Source organism: Scytonema hankhaensis NUACC26 (assembly GCF_045865695.1).
Classification (GTDB): Bacteria; Cyanobacteriota; Cyanobacteriia; order Cyanobacteriales; family Nostocaceae; genus Scytonema.
On sequence record NZ_BAACAP010000197.1, the window covers coordinates 27,258 to 45,240 of the forward strand.

Sequence of the window (17,983 nt, forward strand, 5' to 3'; positions counted from 1 at the left end):
ATATAATATGACGACAATGATTTGGATGGAAAGCATTACCAAAACTTACCGTTTGGCTGAGACTGAGGTACCAATTCTCAAAGGGATTGATTTAACAATTGAGGAAGGTGAATATGTAGCGATTATGGGAATGTCAGGTTCTGGTAAGTCTACCCTCATGAATATTATTGGTTGTTTGGATCGCCCCACAAGCGGACATTATGTTTTAGAGGGTCAAAATTTGACGACTTTAAATGATGATGAGTTGGCTTTTATCCGCAACCAGCGGCTTGGTTTTGTGTTTCAGCAATTCAATCTCTTGCCTCGCGCTACTGCAGTGGAAAATGTTATGCTACCGATGGTTTATGCAGGGGTTCCCAAACCTCAACGGCAGAAAAGAGCGATCGCAGCTTTAACAAGAGTTGGGCTAGCAGAACGGTTGAACAACCGCCCCAACCAACTTTCTGGCGGACAACAGCAAAGAGTTGCGATCGCCCGTGCGTTGGTGAATCGTCCTGCTTTGGTACTTGCAGATGAACCAACAGGCGCATTAGATAGTCAAACTTCCCAGGAAGTGATGGATTTACTGAGCGAATTAAACCATCAAGGTATCACAATTGTCATTGTGACTCATGAGCCTGATGTCGCTGCAAGAACTGATAGAGTTATTCACGTTAAGGATGGATTGATTGTTTCTCCTGTAAGTTTAGGATAGAGAATTCCGTAACGTCTCTACCTCCATGTGTATCTATCTTTATGGGAATGTCCTCTGAAAAACAGTTATGATATTTCTGAGTTTCTGTAAGCAGACCGCTTGTAGCTATTTGAGTGCTGCTTTATAACAAACTATAAAGCTCCTATTACAAAACTTAATTTAGCATTGTACGCGAAAAGGTTAATTTTGCTTCTGAACTTGGGCATTCTCAATAATATCATAAGAATCAGTGATTATGTTAGTGCTGCTTCTACCTTCACATGGAGATAAATCAATATGAAAAGTGAGTTTCTTTATCCTCATAATGCTTACCATGGTGTTACAACTCCAGAAAATCTTAAGTTTGATGCGATGTTGCAATACTTTACACAACGTGTTGATTATATTGTCAGTTTAGAAACTAATGGTAAGCTTCCAACCATTGAGGCTTTTGAAAAAATTCAGTCTTTGTGGGAACGATTGGATCATCTGAAAAAAGAGTTAGGTATTGGAACTTCCCGTTCTAATGGCGACTAAAAGCAAACTCATTAGAGAAGCGATCGTATGCTATGTAAGGAAATAAAAACCGCAGATGCATGCAGACAAACGCAGATGAAGATTACCTGAAAGTAGATATGTGAAGAGCTATAACAGGCTTGATATTTCAATTCTAGGGGATCTGGCAATGTGTTCGTTCTACGATACGGCTTTAGCCGTTAAGCCTTTGGCTTATCGTATTGGCTACATTTTGAAAGTCTTTATAAATGCTTTTTGCTGCTTGCATGAAAGTACCGAGGGCACCATCAGCAGGTTTTAGATGAAACATTGGTTTTTGGGCGTCTTTGGCAATATCTATTAGGCTGGCGTAATATTTTAACCAACCCAAACAATTAGAATCGTCTGCAATGGAAATATTAGAACTTTCTGGATTGTTTAATACTGCTTTTTGATAAATCTCTGGAATCTCAGTCAGTAAATTTTGATAATTTCTGACAGGGCGATCGAACCTCACGGGATGTTGTCGGATAATATAACCTGCAAGTTCCATCTTTGCCCGAGGAATCTCTACGTCTATATCTAAATTGTCTTGTATTTCTTGCCATTGCGATCGCCAATTCTGCAATGTGGTTCCAAGATAAGTTAAGGCTTTGACAGCAAAGAAGTCTAAGGTAAGTGGAACAATAATATAATCGGCAGCAATTAATGCTGCATGGTTAATAGCTCCGAAGTTAGAAGCTAAATCTATTAGAATAATATTAGCTTCATGGGCTGTTGCTGCCTCGTGCAGAATAGTCCGAAAGACTGATATGAATTGAAAGGCAAGTTTCTGTCGTTGATTATCTTCGACATCATGTATTCCAGTTATCCAAGATTCTGTCAGATTGCTCTCTAGTTGAAAAAGTTCTATGTCACCTGTTAAAAGAGCTAAGCGATCTTCAACTAGTTCTAGATATGGCTCGGATATGTCGCTTAATCCCCTTAGTAGTGGAGCTACACTAGCAAAAAGAGTATTTTGTTGCTGCCAAAGTTCTTCGAGGCGATCCTCACCCAGAAACATCATAGATAAATCGGCTTGAGGATCTAAATCGGCTGCAAGTACTCGATAACCTAGTTCTCTATACATCCACGCTAAATGATACACTAAGGTAGTCTTGCCAACGTCACTTCTATTATTAAAAAAAGCAATAGTTGTAGTTTTCATAATCTTTTCCTAACTGTGGCTATCACGTAGGTATCATTTATAAAAAACTCTGGTGGCGGATTACCGTTTTTTTGTAACTGTTGGCGTGCGAGTTGAATTCCTATGCCAAAACGCTGAACGTATCCAAGATTTTTCATGGCTTCAGCAAGGTGAGGATTTCTATAATCTGTTATGCCTGGTTGTCCAAAGTTTTGCCGATTGATTTGACCAAAAGGACTACCAGGATTTTGAATTTCAATGCGATCGCTAAACCAAGAAATTCTGACTGGTGCATTTGTCCCTTCATAAGTACGGTGCAGAATAGCATTTCTTGCTAGTTGTTGTAAAGCCACTATTGGGTAATCTGGTTGACGAACTTCAATGGGACTAGTAGTGATGTCTGTCACAACAGAAATATGAGATTGAAGAGTTTCATCTAATATTTCAAGTAAATTAGGAAGCGCACTACTGATTTCTTTTTGATCTTTAATTGGATCGGTAAACTCAGTACCGTCAATACGAAGAAATTGAATATAGGCACAAGAGATTAATTGTCTCGGATTATTACCCACCACTAATAAACCCAGAATCGTTGGTTTGGGTAGTAGTTCCACTGTAGCAAATCTCAATGCCGTAAGTTGTTGTTCGACAGAACGTTGATTCTCTTCCAGAATTTCACTGGCTAAAGATGCAGTTAAATAAACTCGATAGAACAAGTCTAGATTTAGGTCATTTAAACTAGCAGATGCAAGGGGTTGAAGATCGAAAGGTAAATCCTTTGACAGCCTTTTCTCTGCTAAACGACGCTCTTCTTCTGCTGTAGCAGTTGCTCTACGGGGACCAACTCTTACCCAAACACGTCCATTGAAACGTACAGGTGGAGCGTCTGATGGTTCCACAATGACAACAGCTAGTTCGCATCCACCGATAGTTCGTTTTTGAACAATCATGGTGGGAAAAGGTAAAATGTTACCATCCGATCGCATAGCTGAAAGCGTCAGTAACAGTTTATCGTCAATTGTCAGATTGGCACAGTTGCCATCATCCTTAACACCAATAAATAAGACTCCTGGTTTTTGATGGTTTGGCAAGTCATTGGCAAATGCACAAACTGCTTCACAAAGCTTACCCTTATCGGAAATAGAAGTCTTACGTTCTACCCGATCTGATTCCAAGTCTTTTAGAAGAACTTCCAATTCCTCATCAGTCATTTATATATAGTTTTACCTAACTTTAACTTTTAACCTTAGTTCATTTCTTCTATCATATCCTGTTGACTACAGGTAAAGAAAACTGTTGCGAATGTTCTTTGGCTCCGGCTACCGTGTCTATTTCGGCGAAGATGGTGTATAATTACTGACAACTTGTGCGAAGTCGGGAATCTAACCAACTGTAGTTTTTAGTTCTATTAAAAATAGGATTTTTATGATTCAAGCCTTACCACAATTAGTTACATTTGATGAATTCATTGAATGGTATCCAGAGAATTCAGAGCATAAATATGAGTTACATAATGGAATAATTGTTGAAATGCCTAAGCCTACTGGACTGCACTCACAAGTATCAGGATTTACTTATGGCAAACTCTTTATAGAAATTGAGCGGTTGCAATTACCGGATTTTATTCCTAAAGAATGTGTCATTAAACCAAGAGACAATGGGGGTTATGAACCGGATGTCATTGTTCTAGATAAACAACAAGTTTTTAACAATGAACCCCGATGGAACAAAGAATCCATCATTACAAGAGGTGATTCTGTTCGTTTAATCGTTGAAGTTGTTTCTACCAATTGGTCTGATGACTACGCTTTGAAATTAGAAGAGTATGAGTCATTCGGTATTAGTGAATACTGGATTGTGGATTACTTAGCTTTAGGTGGTAGACGATTTATCGGGAATCCTAAACTCCCGACTATTTCTATTTATTCATTAGTGGAAGGTGAGTACCAAGTTAATCAGTTTAGAGATGGCGATGCTGCAAAGCAGCCGCTACGCGAACGCCTAATCTCTCCAACGTTTCCGGAATTGAATTTAACCGCGAGACAAATTTTTCAAGCGGGAGGGGTGTAAAGGTTATTCCTCAGGTTTCCGACTTCTTGAAGAAGTCGGGAATCTTGCAGCCCAAGATTATAATAACTGCAAGTCATTTATCCCCTAGCTAACCCGTCAAGTATTGATACAGGAGTTGAAAGAAAAGAGTGATTTGTGATATCAATCTCCCAAAGTCAATACTTGCGACGGTATATCCACAACTAACCGCCGTGTTTTTAACCACTGACGTCCCAGCAAAACTTCGGGTATTCCTTGTCCGACATAAACAGGAATCTCAAACACAACTCCAGCAATTTTCACCTTTCCGGCGTAAACATCAAATTTAGATTCCCCCTTCGCCAATAGCATATCTCTTTCGCCTAAATACTCCCAGTCAAACCCCTCCAGATCCTGCTCATCCATCGCTAACCAATCCGAAAACCCCGTGTCAAGAATTGCATTAACTGGCAATTCCAATTCATCTCCTGCAATCAAATCTATTTCAAATACTAACTCATCTTCATCTCCAAACCTGCCTAAAATCATATTGTTCCTGCTACGCCTGTTTCATTTATCTTAAATATAAAAACAGGAGCCTTTGGGTATTTTTGACGTGACATATTGATAGCGGTCATTTCTTCTTTTGAGATAAAATATTCTCCACTTTCGGGTTCAACTACCATATACCAGTTGTAGTGAGTTTCTATAAATTGTGGCTTAGTGCGGTCAAAAATAGGTTTACAGCGTTGGTAAAATGCCTCGCGCCTGCTCGATGATTGCGCTTTTTGTTCTTCCGTCCACTGAACTTGGGGGAAAATTCTTCCCCGACGTGCTGTACGAGTAGGCTTGACTTCAGTCATGGTTGGTTCTCACTTTTTATTACATTGTAGAACGACAAAATAGACAGGCGATCGCGATCGGTATATAATTGAATCCTAGTCAGAGATACCTCCAAGTCATTTGGGTTGACTCCGTAGTAAATTAAGAATGAAATGCGAAGACGTCACATCCTGCAATGCCTATGTCGCATTAACCAAGGTAACTACGGCGATGTTGCGCCGATAGGACATGGTTTGAGCGAGTTGCGAATGTTCTTTGGTTCTGGCTACCACGTCTATGTTATTCTGCAACTGTAATATAGCTAATCCTTCTGTTTGCAGTTATTATGTTAAACTCTCTCAATAATATGAAAGAAAACAGTCTACCTGTAATTTCCTAAGTATGACCAGTATCAGTATTTCCTTATCTGAGTCAATGAAAGCCTTTATTGAGCAACAAGTGGCTAAAGGTGGTTATAGTTCACCTAGCGAGTACCTTTAGAGTTAATCAGTCAAGACCAAGAGCGCAAGGAACAAGAACGCTTAGAAGTAACATCAGTGGCGAGCGAGGACGCCCGCACCACAAGAAGAAATAGTCAGAAAATTTTTTACTGGAGAATTTTTCAGTTATTCTGCTCAAAATGCTCTAACTACGAGATAATGGCAGACAAGCTAACTTCTTTACCATAAATTTTTAATAAAGTTTTAAAGAGGTGCAATCATGATTACGATCGCTCGATCTCGCGATTCAACAAACCTTGAAAACAACTTGCTACGACAAATCGCAATTAAAGAAAATCAGCTGAAAATTGCACAAGAATTTAACATGAGCTATGTTGTTGAAACATTACAGAAGCAATTGTCAGAGTTACAAAGCCAATTACCAGAGTCTCATAACCTTGAATTTCAAGCATTGATGAGCTTATTAGACGATTCGGACTTGTAGTTCGTTAATACAATGTCTTATAAACTTTTAGTGTTTGCCTTTGCCTGGATCTTACTGAAAAAAGCAGGGGCATTTTGTTTTTTACAAACACTTATCTGCAAGTGTTTCATCCAATTGGGTGAATGCGAAATCCCAACTCGAACGATACTCTGAAAATATAACTGTAAATGATAAGCGATCGCTTAAGAGCAAAAAACATGAGTGACATACTCAAATCTCAAATGATTGCTGAAATACCGATCGCTTACATTTATACAATGACTTAGCTTGCGATTAAGGTCTCAAGAGTGGATGAATCCGTGAAAACCCTGCATACACCTACTTCCCAACTAGAAGCATTCTCTCGCTTAGAAAGAATTGCTGCCAATTTACCGGGAATGATTTTCCAATTTCTCAAACGGCAAGATGGTTCCCGAACTGTTATCTATGCCAGTTCTGGCTGTCAAGAACTCTTTGAATTGGAACCAGAATTGGTGCAAGCAAATTTTCAGATATTGTACAGCCTAGCTCATCCACAGGATGTTAATAGTTTTGAGCAATCCGTTGCCGTATCTTGTGCAACAGGAGAACCTTGGCTTTGGGAAGGTCGAATCATTACCCCTAGTGGCAAACTTAAATGGGTTCAAGCAACTTCACGTCCGGAACAACAGCCATCAGGAGACATTATTTGGGATGGGTTAATTATTGACATTACAGATCGAAAACTCGCGGAAGAAAAATTGCGAGAAAGTGAAGCAAGATATAAAGCTATTTTAGACGCAATACCCGACTTGATGTTTCGTCTCAGTCGCGATGGCGTATATCTAGACTTTAAAGGTGAAGGTGCGAATGTCACAATTCCAAGACATGAAATCATTGGGAAGCACCTGCAAGATTTTTTACCTCCTGATGTTGTTTTACTCAGCCAAAAGGCTATTGCCCAAGCTTTAGATTCTCAAAGCTTACAAACTTGTGAATATCAACTGCCATCACCACAGGGAATGCGGGATTATGAAGCACGGTTAGTTGTAAGCGGGCAAGATGAAGTTTTGACAATTGTTCGGGATATTACCAACCGCAAACAAACAGAAGTGAATTTAAGAAGTTTGGCTGAAAAGTTTGCTAAAGTTTTTCGTGCAAGTCCGAATCCGATTACAATTAGCACGCTGTCAGAAGGTCGTTTTATAGAAGTTAATGATAGTTTTGTCGAACAGTCGGGTTATCAGCGAACCGAAGCAATTGGTCGTACTGCTACCGAACTGAAGATTTGGGCGAACGATCGCGATCGCATTGCACTAGTACAAGAATTACAGAAAAACGGTGTTGTTCGCAACATGGAAGCAGAATTTCGCCGCAAGTCAGGTGAGGTAAGAACGGGGTTATTTTCTGCTGAAATCATTTCTTTGGATGGCGTTCAATGCCTGCTATTTATCAATCACGATATCACCGAACGAAAACGGGCAGAAATTGCTCTGCGCGAATCAGAGGAAAAATTTTCTACAGCCTTTCGTTGCAGTCCCAATCCCATCGCTATCCTGTCACTAGAAGATGGACGCTATGTTGACGTTAACGATCCCTTTCTCCAAATTACAGGCTTCCGTCGAGAAGAGGTCATTGGTCGGACTCACAATGAGTTAAATCTTTGTGTTAATCCACAAGATACTACAATACACCAAACTTTACAACAACAGGGATTTATTCGCAATTTAGAAACTGAGTTTTACGATAAATCGGGTGAATCAAGGGTTGTTTTGTTTTCCGCCGAAGTCATCACTCTAGGTGGAGAGCGTTGTATGCTATGCGTAACTAACGATATCACAGAACGGAAACAGGCGGAAGATTTAGTGCGATTGTCAGCAAAACGCGATCGCCTTTTAGCACAAACTTTGGCAAGAATTCGTACCTCACTCGATCTCGACCAAATCCTACAAACTACTGTTAATGAAGTACGGCAATTTTTAGAAGCAGATCGAGTTTTTATTGCTTTGAATGAGTCTTCCTCACAGTCAAATATTATAGCAGAATCTGTCGCTCCCAAATACCCCTCTATCTTGGGTTGGAAAAGCGATGATGAAACACTGTTGGCAGAATTAAAAGGGCTGCTTGGCAGCAATCGATTGCGAGTTGTGGAAGATATTACGCAAACAACACCCTCAACCAAACTTAAAAACCTCTACCAACAATTCCAAACAAGAGCCACCTTGGCTGTACCCATTATGATGGGAGAAGAATTGTTTGGTGCTTTGATTGCAAATCAGTGTGGAAAACCGCGATGCTGGCAGGCAATGGAAATTGATTTGCTTCAACAAATGTCAGAACAAGTTGCGATCGCAATTCAGCAAGGACAACTCTATCAACAACTTGCGCTCCTTAATACTGATTTAGAACGTCAAGTAGAAGAACGTACAGCACAATTGCAGCAGAAAATGGTGGAACTCCAAGAACTAAACCGGGTAAAGGATGTTGTTTTACACACAGTTTCTCACGAACTGCAAACTTCCGTTATGGGTAACTTGATGGTGCTGAATAATTTGTTGGGGACTAAGGACTGGGGACTAGGGACTGGAGCAAGCAATATTAAAGATATTTCCCAATCGCTAATTCCCGTCCCCCGTTCCATCTTAGAGAGAATGCTACAAGGAAACGATCGCCAACAAAAGATGATAGAATCTCTACTTGAATTGCATTCAAGTTCGGCACACGGGATTGTCCTCCATCAAGAGACAGTACCATTTAGTATATTGATGGAAGGAATAACTAAAAACTTGGAACCAATGCTCTTACAAAATCAAGCAACTGTAAAAAATTCGATTCCAAAAGGTTTACCATTAGTTATTGCCGATCCAACTAAATTGCAGAAGGTTGTACACCAATGGTTTACATATAGTTACCAGCACAATCCACCAGGACTAAGATTTACTCTGAAAGCTGTAGTTCAGGATGATGTCATTCGATTTACAATTCAAGATGATGGTGTCACCATAAGTAAAATAGAATGCGATCGCCTGTTCGATTTATACGTTCGCGATCCCCAAGCTCGATGCTCCACAGGTATTGGCTTAAAGATGTTTCTCTGTCGGCAAATTATTAAAGCACATGGTGGTGAAGTTGGTGTGAGCAGCAACCGCAAGCAAGGCTTAACTTTCTGGTTTACATTGCCCTTAGTACAAAAAGGCAGTTGTCCAGAGGCAGAAGGCAGAAGGCACAAAAGCTTATAGTAAAAGTTTTTGCTCTGTGACCAATGGTTGCCTTTTTTCCGCCGCTCTGTACTAGCAATTCTATCTTCATCAAAGGGGCGCTTGGATGAGGGATTGGAAATTGCGGAGATATCTCTATCCCAGGGGAAGACTGTTAACCACCTAGCCCCCAATTCCCGATCGCAAACCCCTTAGTAAAGATTTGGTCAAATCGAATGGCGACCATATTAAAAACAGTACAAAAGAGTTTGAGAAAGGTTTTTTTTGCTACTAACGTGCTAACAGGTAGCCCTAGAACTGCTGAGTATAATGCTTGGCGCAATCATTTTTTGTGGCAAAGATTGTATCTAGGACTGTGGATTGCCATAATCTTGGTCTTGAGCTTTACGTGCTTGAATATTTACGACTTTTTATTCCCATTAAAAGAGTTAACTAAAATTCCCAAAGAATTACAATCTCTGGTTTTTGTCCTATTTGGTGCCATGATAGCAGGCTTGCTGACCTGTTTGCTCGTACATAGAACTCGGTTTGGGCGTCATTATCCAGAAGTTGTGTTCTTGGGATTATCTTGGTCAATCACTCTGGTAGAACAGGTTTGGGCAACATTTAACGGTTTTGCCATACCCGATTTTGTTGCTTGGTTTTTAATGTTTTTGAGCCAAGCCATTCTCATACCAGTTCGATGGACTCTTCATTTGGTTGCTCAACTGGGTGTACTGATTTACTATTTTAGTGTAAACACAGCACTGGGATTGAAACCACCGCCACTAGAAAATCAGAAGCCCATAGATAACGTCACAATGATGCTAGCCTTATTTTGGTTTTGTTTTATTTGTGACCTTGGAGTTTACCTGTACGATCGCCTACAACGTTCTGAGTTTTCTGCAAAAAGAGCATTAGAGGAAGCATACCAAAAATTGAGGACGACAGAAGCTAAGTACCGCAGTATTTTTGAAAACGCGGTTGAAGGGATTTTTCAAAGTACACCAGATGGACGTTATATTACAGCCAATCCCGCCCTTGCCAAGATTTATGGATACTCGTTACCTCAAGAAGTAACAGAAAATTTTACCGATATCGAACACCAACTGTACGTCGATCCCAACCGTCGTTCTGAGTTTATACGTCAGGTGGAGGAGAAGGGTAATATCTCTGAATTTGAATCCCAAATATATCGTCGAGACGGTAGCATTGTTTGGATCTCTGAGAAAGCATATGCCGTTCGGGATGAAAGTGGAAATATTCTTTATTATGAGGGTTTAATTGAGGACATAACTAAGCGCAAACAAGCTGAAGAAGCTCTACAGGAACAGCTTGATTTCTTACAAGTCTTGATGAATACAATACCAACACCTGTTTATTACAAGAACTATCAAGGCATTTATATGGGCTGTAACAAAGCTTTTGAAGAAAGTTTAGGTTTTAGTAAAGAGCAAATTTTGGGGAAAACTGTATATGATTTTCTATCAAAAGATATAGCAGACAAGTATCATCAAGCGGATTTAGTATTGTTTGAGCAACAAGAAATTCAAACCTACGAAAGTCATCTTGTCTACAAAGATGGTGTCCAACATGATGTGATATTTTACAAAGCAATATTTTCCAAAGCAGATGGAACTCTTGGCGGTTTGGTAGGAGTTATTTTGGATATCAGCCAACGCAAACGTACCGAGGAAGCACTCAGAGTCTTTTTGCACGCTGTTTCTCACGATCTACGCAATCCAGTGTTGGGAACTTTAATGGTGTTAAAGAATTTGTTGAACAAGGGATTGGGGACAAGGGACAAGGGACTGGGGGAAGAATCTTCCCAATCGCTAATCGCCAATCACCAATCCCTCATCCCCGTACCCCGCTCTATTTTAGAACGTATGGTACAGAGTAGCGATCGCCAATTGAGTTTAATTAACTCGTTGATGGAGGCACATTCTAGCGAAGTACAAGGTATTTTATTGCAACGCCAACCCGTGCAACTGTCTGCTGTGGTGGAAGCTGCTATTGCAGATTTAGAAGCAATATTACAAGAAAACCAAGATACTCTAACAAATCAAGTCGCTACAGATTTACCACCAATTTATGGCGATCCAACACAGCTATGGCGAGTCTATACTAATCTAATCGTTAATGCCATCAAACACAATCCCCCAGAGTTAGAGATTATCCTTAATGCTACCTTGGAAGGCGATCGCATTTATTGCACTGTTTCTGATAACGGTGTGGGAATGACGCAACAACAGTGCGAGAGATTATTTGACCTTTACTTTCGAGGTGAAAGCGATCGGAATTCTCTCAGTTTGGGTTTAGGATTGTATATGTGTCGGCAAATTATTACAGCACACGGCGGGGAAATTGGCGTCAAAAGTACTCAAGGTGCAGGTACAACCTTCTGGTTTACTTTACCTTTTTACCGACAAGACTAATTATGAGAAATAAGCTCTGGCAATTGCCAGAGCAGCACCACTCCTTGCTAATGTGTGTATCTAAGTTTACTCTGAAAATCGAAAAAATGAAATCCGTGTTTTTGCTGTTTTTGGCTTATTGACCCGTTTTAAGATAAGAGTAGTGTTTCCAATGTTGTTAAAGTTGTATCATTTCAGCCAAAGTTTTCAAGTTGGGAACTTCTAAATCTGGATTGCTGACAGCAGGCACAGTTGCACCCACACCTTCTTTCCCAAATCTACGATTCACCCAAACTGTCGATAACCCTAAAGACTTGGCAGGAACAATGTCGTGGTAAATACTGCAAGCAACGTGTAGAATTTTTTCAGAAGGAATGCCCATACGGCTAATTGCAACTTGAAAGTTTTGTAAAGAGGGCTTGTAACTTTTCACCTGTTCGGCAGTAATAACTGAGTCAAACTCAACTTGTAAATGCTTTGCTGTAAAGGCAAACAAGTCATCATCAACGTTAGAGACGATCGCTAATTTCAGTCGCTGTTTCAGAATCTTGAGGGCTTCAACCGTATCTGGGAAGGGTTGCCAGTTTTTAACAGAGTCAGCGAGGGCAATTAATTCAACAGAAGAAGGTGTAAAGCCAAACTGTTCGCCAAATTTTTGCACAACTCCTTGAAGAATATCTTTGTACTTACGATACTCTCCCTGTTCGAGTTGAGATTCAAAACGCGCAAACAATTCCAGAATGCCATCATCACTCAATTGAATTTGATGTGCATTAAGAACGGGTTGCAGTGCTTCTATCACTCCTGTCTCCCAATCAATGAGAGTTCCATAGCAATCAAAAGTTAAGACTTCGTACTGATTTAAGTCAATCATTTAATGCTCTCACCTTTTTTTGTTTTTCTATGACTTTTTCTTTCCAGTTATCTCAACCTTTCCGAAATAACTGTGCTAGCTTTGCCCACCCTACTACATACATTTCAAAAATTAAATAGAAGTCAGTCCTAGATTAAGGAAAACTATCGTACTTTTTATGACTTTTTCTAACTGTCAAAGCTTAGCAAATGATTTAAAGTAAAAACATCACGAGATTCAACCTCAAGCTTCCGCACTCAGAGTTTTCTCTGGGTGCTTTTAGTTTTTCGGTCAATTGAAAACAGTAGGCATTCTCCACCATTTCATGTTAGTGGGTATTGCTCGCCCTACTTGTGTATGTTATATAATAGTAGTAATTGATACTTAATTCTAGTTCAATATCACCCGATCGGGTGACCCAATTGGATGAAGCTTAGCGATCGCTCTTCGCTATATTCTTAGTTGTGTAACCAAATACAAAGCGACTAACCAGGAATTCCGACTGCAAGTCTTAAGTTTCATCGCTTTCCCTGGAATGGTCTCCAGAATTTACATACTCTTTGCGAGGTTCTGATGAGCGAGCAAGAAAAAGCAAATATTCACTCAGCGTATCAAATGGCAGCAGAAATGACGTACATTGTAGCGGTTGGTTTGAGTCAGGCAAAAGAAAAATCAGAAGCTAGGAAAATGCATCGCCATCGTAAAAACCGTGCTCCGTTTTCTAATTAAAAAATTTATTTAAGCCCGCACAAGCGGGTTTTTTATTTCTAGCCTTGTCTTTTTGAGATGCTACGGTGTACACACAAGTTTGAAATAGCTTACGAATTATGGTTTGAGCGTTGTTTTTACCCCACCCTAGCCCTCCCCTTGGAAAGGGGAGGGAACTGGATTTTCAATTTCCCCCCTGTTATAAGGCTACAGTGTACAGACATCTTTAGAGATCCCCCTAAATCCCCCTTAAAAAGGGGGACTTTAAGAATTTCTCCCCTTCTTAAGGGGGGCTTGGGGGATCTAAAACCTAACGCACAACATATCGAGTTGCTTCAGCATCGATTGGTTTGATGAAGTACATCTGTAAGATTTGCCAACCGTTAGAGATGTAGTAGGGTAGCTTCTGGAAGATTTGCAGGAATTTGGGAGTATTGGAGTTAGCGATCGCAGTCAACTTCTCGTTGTTCTTGACACAAACTTCCAAACGCTCGTAGAACTCCGGCTTTTCAACATCTAGCATGACGGGGAAGACTCGCCCTGCTGTTTCATTGGTTTTTTCAATGACGTACTTATCATATTCCCGTGCATCTAAACCAATGGACGCATAAAAGTCTTTGCGCTGCACGTCATTAAGATACATAGTGGCAAAAACTGACAGCAGGAAGAACCGACACCATAACCGCGCCTTCCAATCGTTCAGCATTTGTGGCTGAGATTTCATGATGGCATCAAAGAAATCACCGTGGCGATTTTCATCCTGACACCAGTTCTCGAACCAACGGAAAATTGGATAAATCCGAGCTTCTGGGTGTGCTTCTAAATGACGGTAAATTGTGATATACCGCCAATAACCAATCTTTTCTGAAAGATAGGTAGCGTAAAAGATAAATTTTGGTTTAAAGAAAGTGTACTTGCGGCTCTTTGTTAAAAACCCTAAATCTAGGGACAGATTGAAATCCGACAGTGCTTTGTTGAGGAAGCCAGCGTGACGTGCTTCATCGCGAGACATAAGATTAAAGCACTCTGCCAGAACGGGGCTTTTGTCCTTTAAGCGACGACCGAGTTCTTTGTAAAGCAAAAATCCGGAAAATTCTGCTGTACAGGAACGCTCCAAAAATTCAACGAACAACCGACGAGTTTCCCCATCAATACGATCCCAGGATTGTTCAAACTCAGAATCCCGTACAAAGTGATGGCGGTTGTAGTCCGCACGAAACTCTTCTAGGATGGCTCGCAACTCATCTTCGTTGACGGAAATGTCCATCCGTGCCATCTCATCGAAGTCAGTTGTGTAGAATCGGGGAGTCAGCAGGGTTTCCTTAGCTGGGACTTTGATCCCTGGTCGTATTTCTTCAAAGCCTGGTTTTTTTAGGGAATCTACCATGTCTCGATTGCGATGAATGTCTTATTATTCCGTAGTTTATGCCACAGCTACGAGAAATACTCTCACATACTGTGACAGACGACAGTATTTTATTTGTATAGTTCAGTCTACCAAGGCTAGGGGTAATAAAAGACGCCTAAAACGTTAAGACTTGCAACAATACTTCAATTAACGATCCTATCGGGTGAAGTGCAATTGCATTTTCCCGAACTATCCTAGAGATAGGACATCAAACATATTTATATTCTCTATGGTTATCCTAAATTATTCATAAAAAATTTTAAGTAGGTAGGGCTAAAGCCCACCATATTCTTCTGTTGGTGGGCTTTAGCCCTACCTACTTATCTGTCCCTTTTAAGATTTCTATTTACAGAGTTTCTTTATTGCAACTTTTGAATCGCTACCTATCCTGGTTTGAAACAAAACAGTGTGGGAAAGCCGTCTGGGAAAACAAGCACGAATCTGAGGGGTTGGTACGGGATGAATGCGGGTAATAATAACACAAATACAAATAAAGAACATCAAGATCGTATTCTTGTCTCTTACATCTTAAACGTAGTGGGATTTTTTGGGCTATTGAGTGGGCTGCACCGCTTGTACAATGGCAAGATAGGGACGGGTTTGTTGTGGATGTGTACTTTAGGTTTGCTCGGAGTTGGGCAGTTTGTCGATTTATTTCTGATCCCTAATATGGTTGACGAACACGAAATACGGCTTAAGCTTAAAGCTGGGGTGTCTCCGCTTGGCGTGCCTCTAGATCGACCTCCTGCAGCAACTCAGGTTTACGAATCGCCGCAAGAAAAACTGATGGTAAAACTGCTGAAAGTGGCAGAAAAAAGAAGTGGCAGAGTGACTGTGACTCAAGGAGTTATGGAAACTGGGGCTAGCTTTACGGAAGTGGAAGCTACGCTCAAGGAAATGCTGAAATCTGGTTATGTAACAGTAGATAACGATCCCATGACAGGAGCCGTTACCTACCACTTTCACGAGCTTGGCTAGTTTCTTCCCAACCACTTTTGACCGTTCAAACGCTGCACAATACCATACACCAAAAGGTCTAGTGTGATTTTGCGCTCGTCTATGAGGAATGACTCAAGAGTGCTGGGCTTTTTCCCTTCATTACAGGAAAATGCTTTTTTCCCTTGAATGTCTTCCTCAGGAAAATACAGGTTAAAGTGGCGCAACCCGTTTTGCAAACTACCTGCTATTTGCCAACAGTCTTCCGCTTTTTCATAGCCAACGATGGGAAGCTTCTGCTTGGCAAAAGATAATTGTAAATCTTGTACCCCTTCTTTTGCGATCGCTTTTTGTAAAGCTGGCAAGTAGTCTTGCTGTATAAACTCTACAAATGGCTTATCTTCAACACCAGGCGCTTTCTCTTTTTTTGCCCCTGCCTTAGCGGCGGCTGGCTTTTCATCTGCATCCCCGGCGGCTTTACCTGCTGGCTTTTCCCGTTTGGGTGGTGCAGTTTTGGCTTTTGCCGCATTGGGATTAGTTTCTGGGTTTGCCGTTGTGGGGTCTGGAGCGTTGGCAGTTGGAATGCTTGTCGCTTCTGGTGAATCTGTGCTGGGAGCATTTTCTTCAGCGACACTGGGGGCTTGCTTATCGACAGTGCTGGGAGCAACTTCTCCTGCTTGATTGTGATTTGTTTCTTCTGCCATTGCTTGGAGTCAATCCTTCCGACTTGACTGTTTCACTTTCATTTTGACATAGCTCTGTGAGTTATTACCGCGCTTTAGATCCCCGATTTCTGGCAGGAGTCGGAGATCTTTCTCACTCTCGTTCCCAGGCTCAGCCTGGGAATGCCTTGAGGGAGGCTCCGCCTCCCGTACCCAACCTGTCACGCTCCGCAGAGCCCCGGTGGCTGCATTCCTAGGTTCTACCTAGGAACAAGGAATCACTGACGGAACAACTCTGCCAGTACCACATTAGAGAACAAAAAACCTTCGGGATCGCTTAGACGTAATCTTCCGCCTGCCACTTCCACCCAACCTTTCTCTTGATAAGTTGCACAGCACCGCTCGATTTCTTTTACCTTCTCTTTGCCGAAATACTCTGTTAATACAGCCAAGCTGACACCCTCTGCCAATCTTAACCCTAACATTAAAGTTTCTAATAAAACCTCATCTGGTGGTGTCACATCACAATCAATCATCGCTCCATTTTGCACCCAGCGATAATATTCCTTAGTGGTGCGCGGACGGTTGAAGCGTTTTCCTCCAACATAACTTGCTGCACCCATGCCAAAGCCGTAATATGGACGGTTCTCCCAGTAAACTCGATTGTGGCGGCATTGATGTCCTGGTTTGGCGTAGTTAGAAATTTCATAATGTTCGTAGCCTGCATTTTTTAAAAATTTCTGTGCCAACCTATACATTTCAACTGTGGTTTCATCTGTTGGTAAAGGGCGATCCCCAGGTTTGTAATACCGCCCAAAAGGCGTCTGTGGCTCAATTGTCAAGTCATAAATAGATATATGCGTAGGTGATAGGGCAATCGCTTTTTCTAAAGATTCTTCCCACCTATCTAAAGTTTGATGCGGTAATCCCGATATTAAATCTATGCTAAATTCGGGAACCGCGACTAGTTGAATTAACTCAACGGCGGCGAAAATATCTGAGACGGCGTGCGATCGCCCGCTCACTTTTAATAGATCGTCCTGAAAAGCTTGCACGCCCAAACTGATCCGGTTTGTGCCTGCTGCACGGTAGCCTTGTATATGGGCTAAGTCAAAAGTACCTGGGTCCATTTCCATGGAAATTTCTGCTTTAGAGGATATGCCAAATTGCTTATCCAACGCTGTCAATATCGTTTGTAACTGTTCTACAGAGAGAAGGGAGGGAGTACCGCCACCAAAAAAGATTGTTTGCAATGGTTGACCGAGAGAAGGTGCGAGCGCGATTTCTTGACACAAAGCGCTGACGTACTGAGAAATAGTGCCTGATGTTTCACCCCGCAAGCGATCTCCGACCACTGAAACTGGAAAATCGCAGTAGAAGCATCGCCGCCTACAGAAAGGAATGTGAACATAAGCAGAGGAGGGAGCGCCAACAACATTGACTGAATAAACCATTTTGATAAAGATTGAAATTATTAATCGAAGAGTTAGAAATAATGAAAATTACTGTGTTATTTGGATTTTTTTATCGTTTTACAACAAAAAGATGAAAAAGATAAAGCATAAAACTCTTTGGTTATAATAAGTGCATATCTTTCAAACAAAACGCTTAGAAGTGTATGAAGGATAAGGGATACTTTACACTTTATCCTTATATCTAAATCTATCGTACCGAGGAAATAAAAAATACCTTGTT

At 41.0% G+C, this 17,983-nt stretch carries 17 protein-coding genes; 9 read left to right on the top strand and 8 right to left on the bottom strand.

Features of this window, described 5'->3' with window-relative positions; translation table 11 throughout:
- Nucleotides 1–7: 7 nt before the first annotated feature.
- Together ACKTT2_RS21865 and ACKTT2_RS21870 are read left to right on the top strand one after the other, a co-directional pair.
- Complete coding sequence (locus tag ACKTT2_RS21865) at nt 8–694, top strand: ABC transporter ATP-binding protein (protein WP_407890547.1); 687 nt, start codon at nt 8–10, stop codon at nt 692–694.
- Between the two features lie 276 nt (nt 695–970).
- Nucleotides 971–1,210 (top strand): DUF7219 family protein, encoded by a 240-nt coding sequence (locus ACKTT2_RS21870; protein WP_407890548.1) that lies wholly within the window; start codon nt 971–973, stop codon nt 1,208–1,210.
- 172 nt (nt 1,211–1,382) lie between these two features.
- On the opposite strand, the gene ACKTT2_RS21875 is transcribed toward ACKTT2_RS21870, so the two are convergent.
- Both ACKTT2_RS21875 and ACKTT2_RS21880 read right to left on the bottom strand, forming a co-directional pair.
- A complete protein-coding gene (locus ACKTT2_RS21875) occupies nt 1,383–2,375 on the bottom strand; it encodes a ParA family protein (protein ID WP_407890549.1) in 993 nt (330 codons plus the stop codon).
- Complete coding sequence (locus ACKTT2_RS21880) at nt 2,372–3,565, bottom strand: ATP-binding protein (protein WP_407890550.1); 1,194 nt, start codon at nt 3,563–3,565, stop codon at nt 2,372–2,374. The genes ACKTT2_RS21875 and ACKTT2_RS21880 overlap by 4 nt, the downstream gene beginning before the upstream one ends.
- A gap of 214 nt (nt 3,566–3,779) precedes the next feature.
- Here ACKTT2_RS21880 and ACKTT2_RS21885 point away from each other — a divergent pair, with 214 nt between their 5' ends.
- Nucleotides 3,780–4,424 (top strand): Uma2 family endonuclease, encoded by a 645-nt coding sequence (locus tag ACKTT2_RS21885; protein WP_407890551.1) that lies wholly within the window; start codon nt 3,780–3,782, stop codon nt 4,422–4,424.
- A 141-nt stretch (nt 4,425–4,565) separates the two neighbouring features.
- On the opposite strand, the gene ACKTT2_RS21890 is transcribed toward ACKTT2_RS21885, so the two are convergent.
- Together ACKTT2_RS21890 and ACKTT2_RS21895 are read right to left on the bottom strand one after the other, a co-directional pair.
- A complete protein-coding gene (locus tag ACKTT2_RS21890; RefSeq protein ID WP_407890552.1) occupies nt 4,566–4,931 on the bottom strand; it encodes an aspartyl protease in 366 nt (121 codons plus the stop codon).
- Nucleotides 4,928–5,245: a hypothetical protein gene (locus tag ACKTT2_RS21895; protein WP_407890553.1), complete on the bottom strand. Its 318-nt coding sequence runs from the start codon at nt 5,243–5,245 to the stop codon at nt 4,928–4,930. The genes ACKTT2_RS21890 and ACKTT2_RS21895 overlap by 4 nt, the downstream gene beginning before the upstream one ends.
- 132 nt (nt 5,246–5,377) lie before the next feature.
- On the opposite strand from ACKTT2_RS21895, the gene ACKTT2_RS21900 reads away from it, so the two are divergent.
- The 4 genes from ACKTT2_RS21900 (at nt 5,378) to ACKTT2_RS21915 (ending at nt 11,742) form a co-directional block, all read left to right on the top strand.
- Nucleotides 5,378–5,521, top strand: coding sequence for a hypothetical protein (locus ACKTT2_RS21900; RefSeq protein ID WP_407890554.1), 144 nt, complete (start codon nt 5,378–5,380; stop codon nt 5,519–5,521).
- A gap of 403 nt (nt 5,522–5,924) precedes the next feature.
- Complete coding sequence (locus tag ACKTT2_RS21905; protein ID WP_407890555.1) at nt 5,925–6,149, top strand: hypothetical protein; 225 nt, start codon at nt 5,925–5,927, stop codon at nt 6,147–6,149.
- 287 nt (nt 6,150–6,436) lie between these two features.
- Nucleotides 6,437–9,346 carry a sensor histidine kinase gene (locus ACKTT2_RS21910; RefSeq protein WP_407890556.1) on the top strand — a complete coding sequence of 970 codons (2,910 nt, stop codon included), beginning with the start codon at nt 6,437–6,439 and terminating at the stop codon, nt 9,344–9,346.
- Nucleotides 9,347–9,540: 194 nt separating this feature from the next.
- Nucleotides 9,541–11,742 carry a PAS domain S-box protein gene (locus ACKTT2_RS21915; protein ID WP_407890557.1) on the top strand — a complete coding sequence of 734 codons (2,202 nt, stop codon included), beginning with the start codon at nt 9,541–9,543 and terminating at the stop codon, nt 11,740–11,742.
- A 157-nt stretch (nt 11,743–11,899) separates the two neighbouring features.
- Here ACKTT2_RS21915 and ACKTT2_RS21920 read toward each other — a convergent pair whose 3' ends face one another.
- On the bottom strand, nt 11,900–12,595 hold the full coding sequence (locus ACKTT2_RS21920) for a haloacid dehalogenase type II (RefSeq protein WP_407890558.1): 696 nt from the start codon (nt 12,593–12,595) through the stop codon (nt 11,900–11,902).
- Between the two features lie 552 nt (nt 12,596–13,147).
- On the opposite strand from ACKTT2_RS21920, the gene ACKTT2_RS21925 reads away from it, so the two are divergent.
- Nucleotides 13,148–13,303: a hypothetical protein gene (locus ACKTT2_RS21925; protein ID WP_407890559.1), complete on the top strand. Its 156-nt coding sequence runs from the start codon at nt 13,148–13,150 to the stop codon at nt 13,301–13,303.
- A gap of 289 nt (nt 13,304–13,592) precedes the next feature.
- Here ACKTT2_RS21925 and acsF read toward each other — a convergent pair whose 3' ends face one another.
- A complete protein-coding gene (acsF, locus tag ACKTT2_RS21930; protein ID WP_407890560.1) occupies nt 13,593–14,669 on the bottom strand; it encodes a magnesium-protoporphyrin IX monomethyl ester (oxidative) cyclase in 1,077 nt (358 codons plus the stop codon).
- Between the two features lie 480 nt (nt 14,670–15,149).
- Between acsF and ACKTT2_RS21935 the strand changes: the two genes are divergently transcribed.
- Entirely contained in the window at nt 15,150–15,668 is a 519-nt protein-coding gene (locus ACKTT2_RS21935; RefSeq protein ID WP_407890579.1) for a TM2 domain-containing protein, read from the top strand.
- On the opposite strand, the gene ACKTT2_RS21940 is transcribed toward ACKTT2_RS21935, so the two are convergent.
- Both ACKTT2_RS21940 and hemW read right to left on the bottom strand, forming a co-directional pair.
- Nucleotides 15,665–16,330 (bottom strand): DUF2996 domain-containing protein, encoded by a 666-nt coding sequence (locus tag ACKTT2_RS21940; protein WP_407890561.1) that lies wholly within the window; start codon nt 16,328–16,330, stop codon nt 15,665–15,667. The genes ACKTT2_RS21935 and ACKTT2_RS21940 overlap by 4 nt on opposite strands.
- Nucleotides 16,331–16,566: 236 nt before the next feature.
- Complete coding sequence (gene hemW / locus ACKTT2_RS21945) at nt 16,567–17,742, bottom strand: radical SAM family heme chaperone HemW (protein WP_407890562.1); 1,176 nt, start codon at nt 17,740–17,742, stop codon at nt 16,567–16,569.
- Nucleotides 17,743–17,983: the final 241 nt, after the last annotated feature.

Bases quoted from the DNA above. Each gene is read 5' to 3' on its own strand.
- ACKTT2_RS21865 (WP_407890547.1), top strand. From the start codon at position 8: ATGACGACAATGATTTGGATGGAAAGCATTACCAAAACTTACCGTTTG.
- ACKTT2_RS21870 (WP_407890548.1), top strand. From the start codon at position 971: ATGAAAAGTGAGTTTCTTTATCCTCATAATGCTTACCATGGTGTTACA.
- ACKTT2_RS21875 (WP_407890549.1), bottom strand. From the start codon at position 2,375: ATGAAAACTACAACTATTGCTTTTTTTAATAATAGAAGTGACGTTGGC.
- ACKTT2_RS21880 (WP_407890550.1), bottom strand. From the start codon at position 3,565: ATGACTGATGAGGAATTGGAAGTTCTTCTAAAAGACTTGGAATCAGAT.
- ACKTT2_RS21885 (WP_407890551.1), top strand. From the start codon at position 3,780: ATGATTCAAGCCTTACCACAATTAGTTACATTTGATGAATTCATTGAA.
- ACKTT2_RS21890 (WP_407890552.1), bottom strand. From the start codon at position 4,931: ATGATTTTAGGCAGGTTTGGAGATGAAGATGAGTTAGTATTTGAAATA.
- ACKTT2_RS21895 (WP_407890553.1), bottom strand. From the start codon at position 5,245: ATGACTGAAGTCAAGCCTACTCGTACAGCACGTCGGGGAAGAATTTTC.
- ACKTT2_RS21900 (WP_407890554.1), top strand. From the start codon at position 5,378: ATGCGAAGACGTCACATCCTGCAATGCCTATGTCGCATTAACCAAGGT.
- ACKTT2_RS21905 (WP_407890555.1), top strand. From the start codon at position 5,925: ATGATTACGATCGCTCGATCTCGCGATTCAACAAACCTTGAAAACAAC.
- ACKTT2_RS21915 (WP_407890557.1), top strand. From the start codon at position 9,541: ATGGCGACCATATTAAAAACAGTACAAAAGAGTTTGAGAAAGGTTTTT.
- ACKTT2_RS21920 (WP_407890558.1), bottom strand. From the start codon at position 12,595: ATGATTGACTTAAATCAGTACGAAGTCTTAACTTTTGATTGCTATGGA.
- ACKTT2_RS21925 (WP_407890559.1), top strand. From the start codon at position 13,148: ATGAGCGAGCAAGAAAAAGCAAATATTCACTCAGCGTATCAAATGGCA.
- acsF (WP_407890560.1), bottom strand. From the start codon at position 14,669: ATGGTAGATTCCCTAAAAAAACCAGGCTTTGAAGAAATACGACCAGGG.
- ACKTT2_RS21935 (WP_407890579.1), top strand. From the start codon at position 15,150: ATGAATGCGGGTAATAATAACACAAATACAAATAAAGAACATCAAGAT.
- ACKTT2_RS21940 (WP_407890561.1), bottom strand. From the start codon at position 16,330: ATGGCAGAAGAAACAAATCACAATCAAGCAGGAGAAGTTGCTCCCAGC.
- hemW (WP_407890562.1), bottom strand. From the start codon at position 17,742: ATGGTTTATTCAGTCAATGTTGTTGGCGCTCCCTCCTCTGCTTATGTT.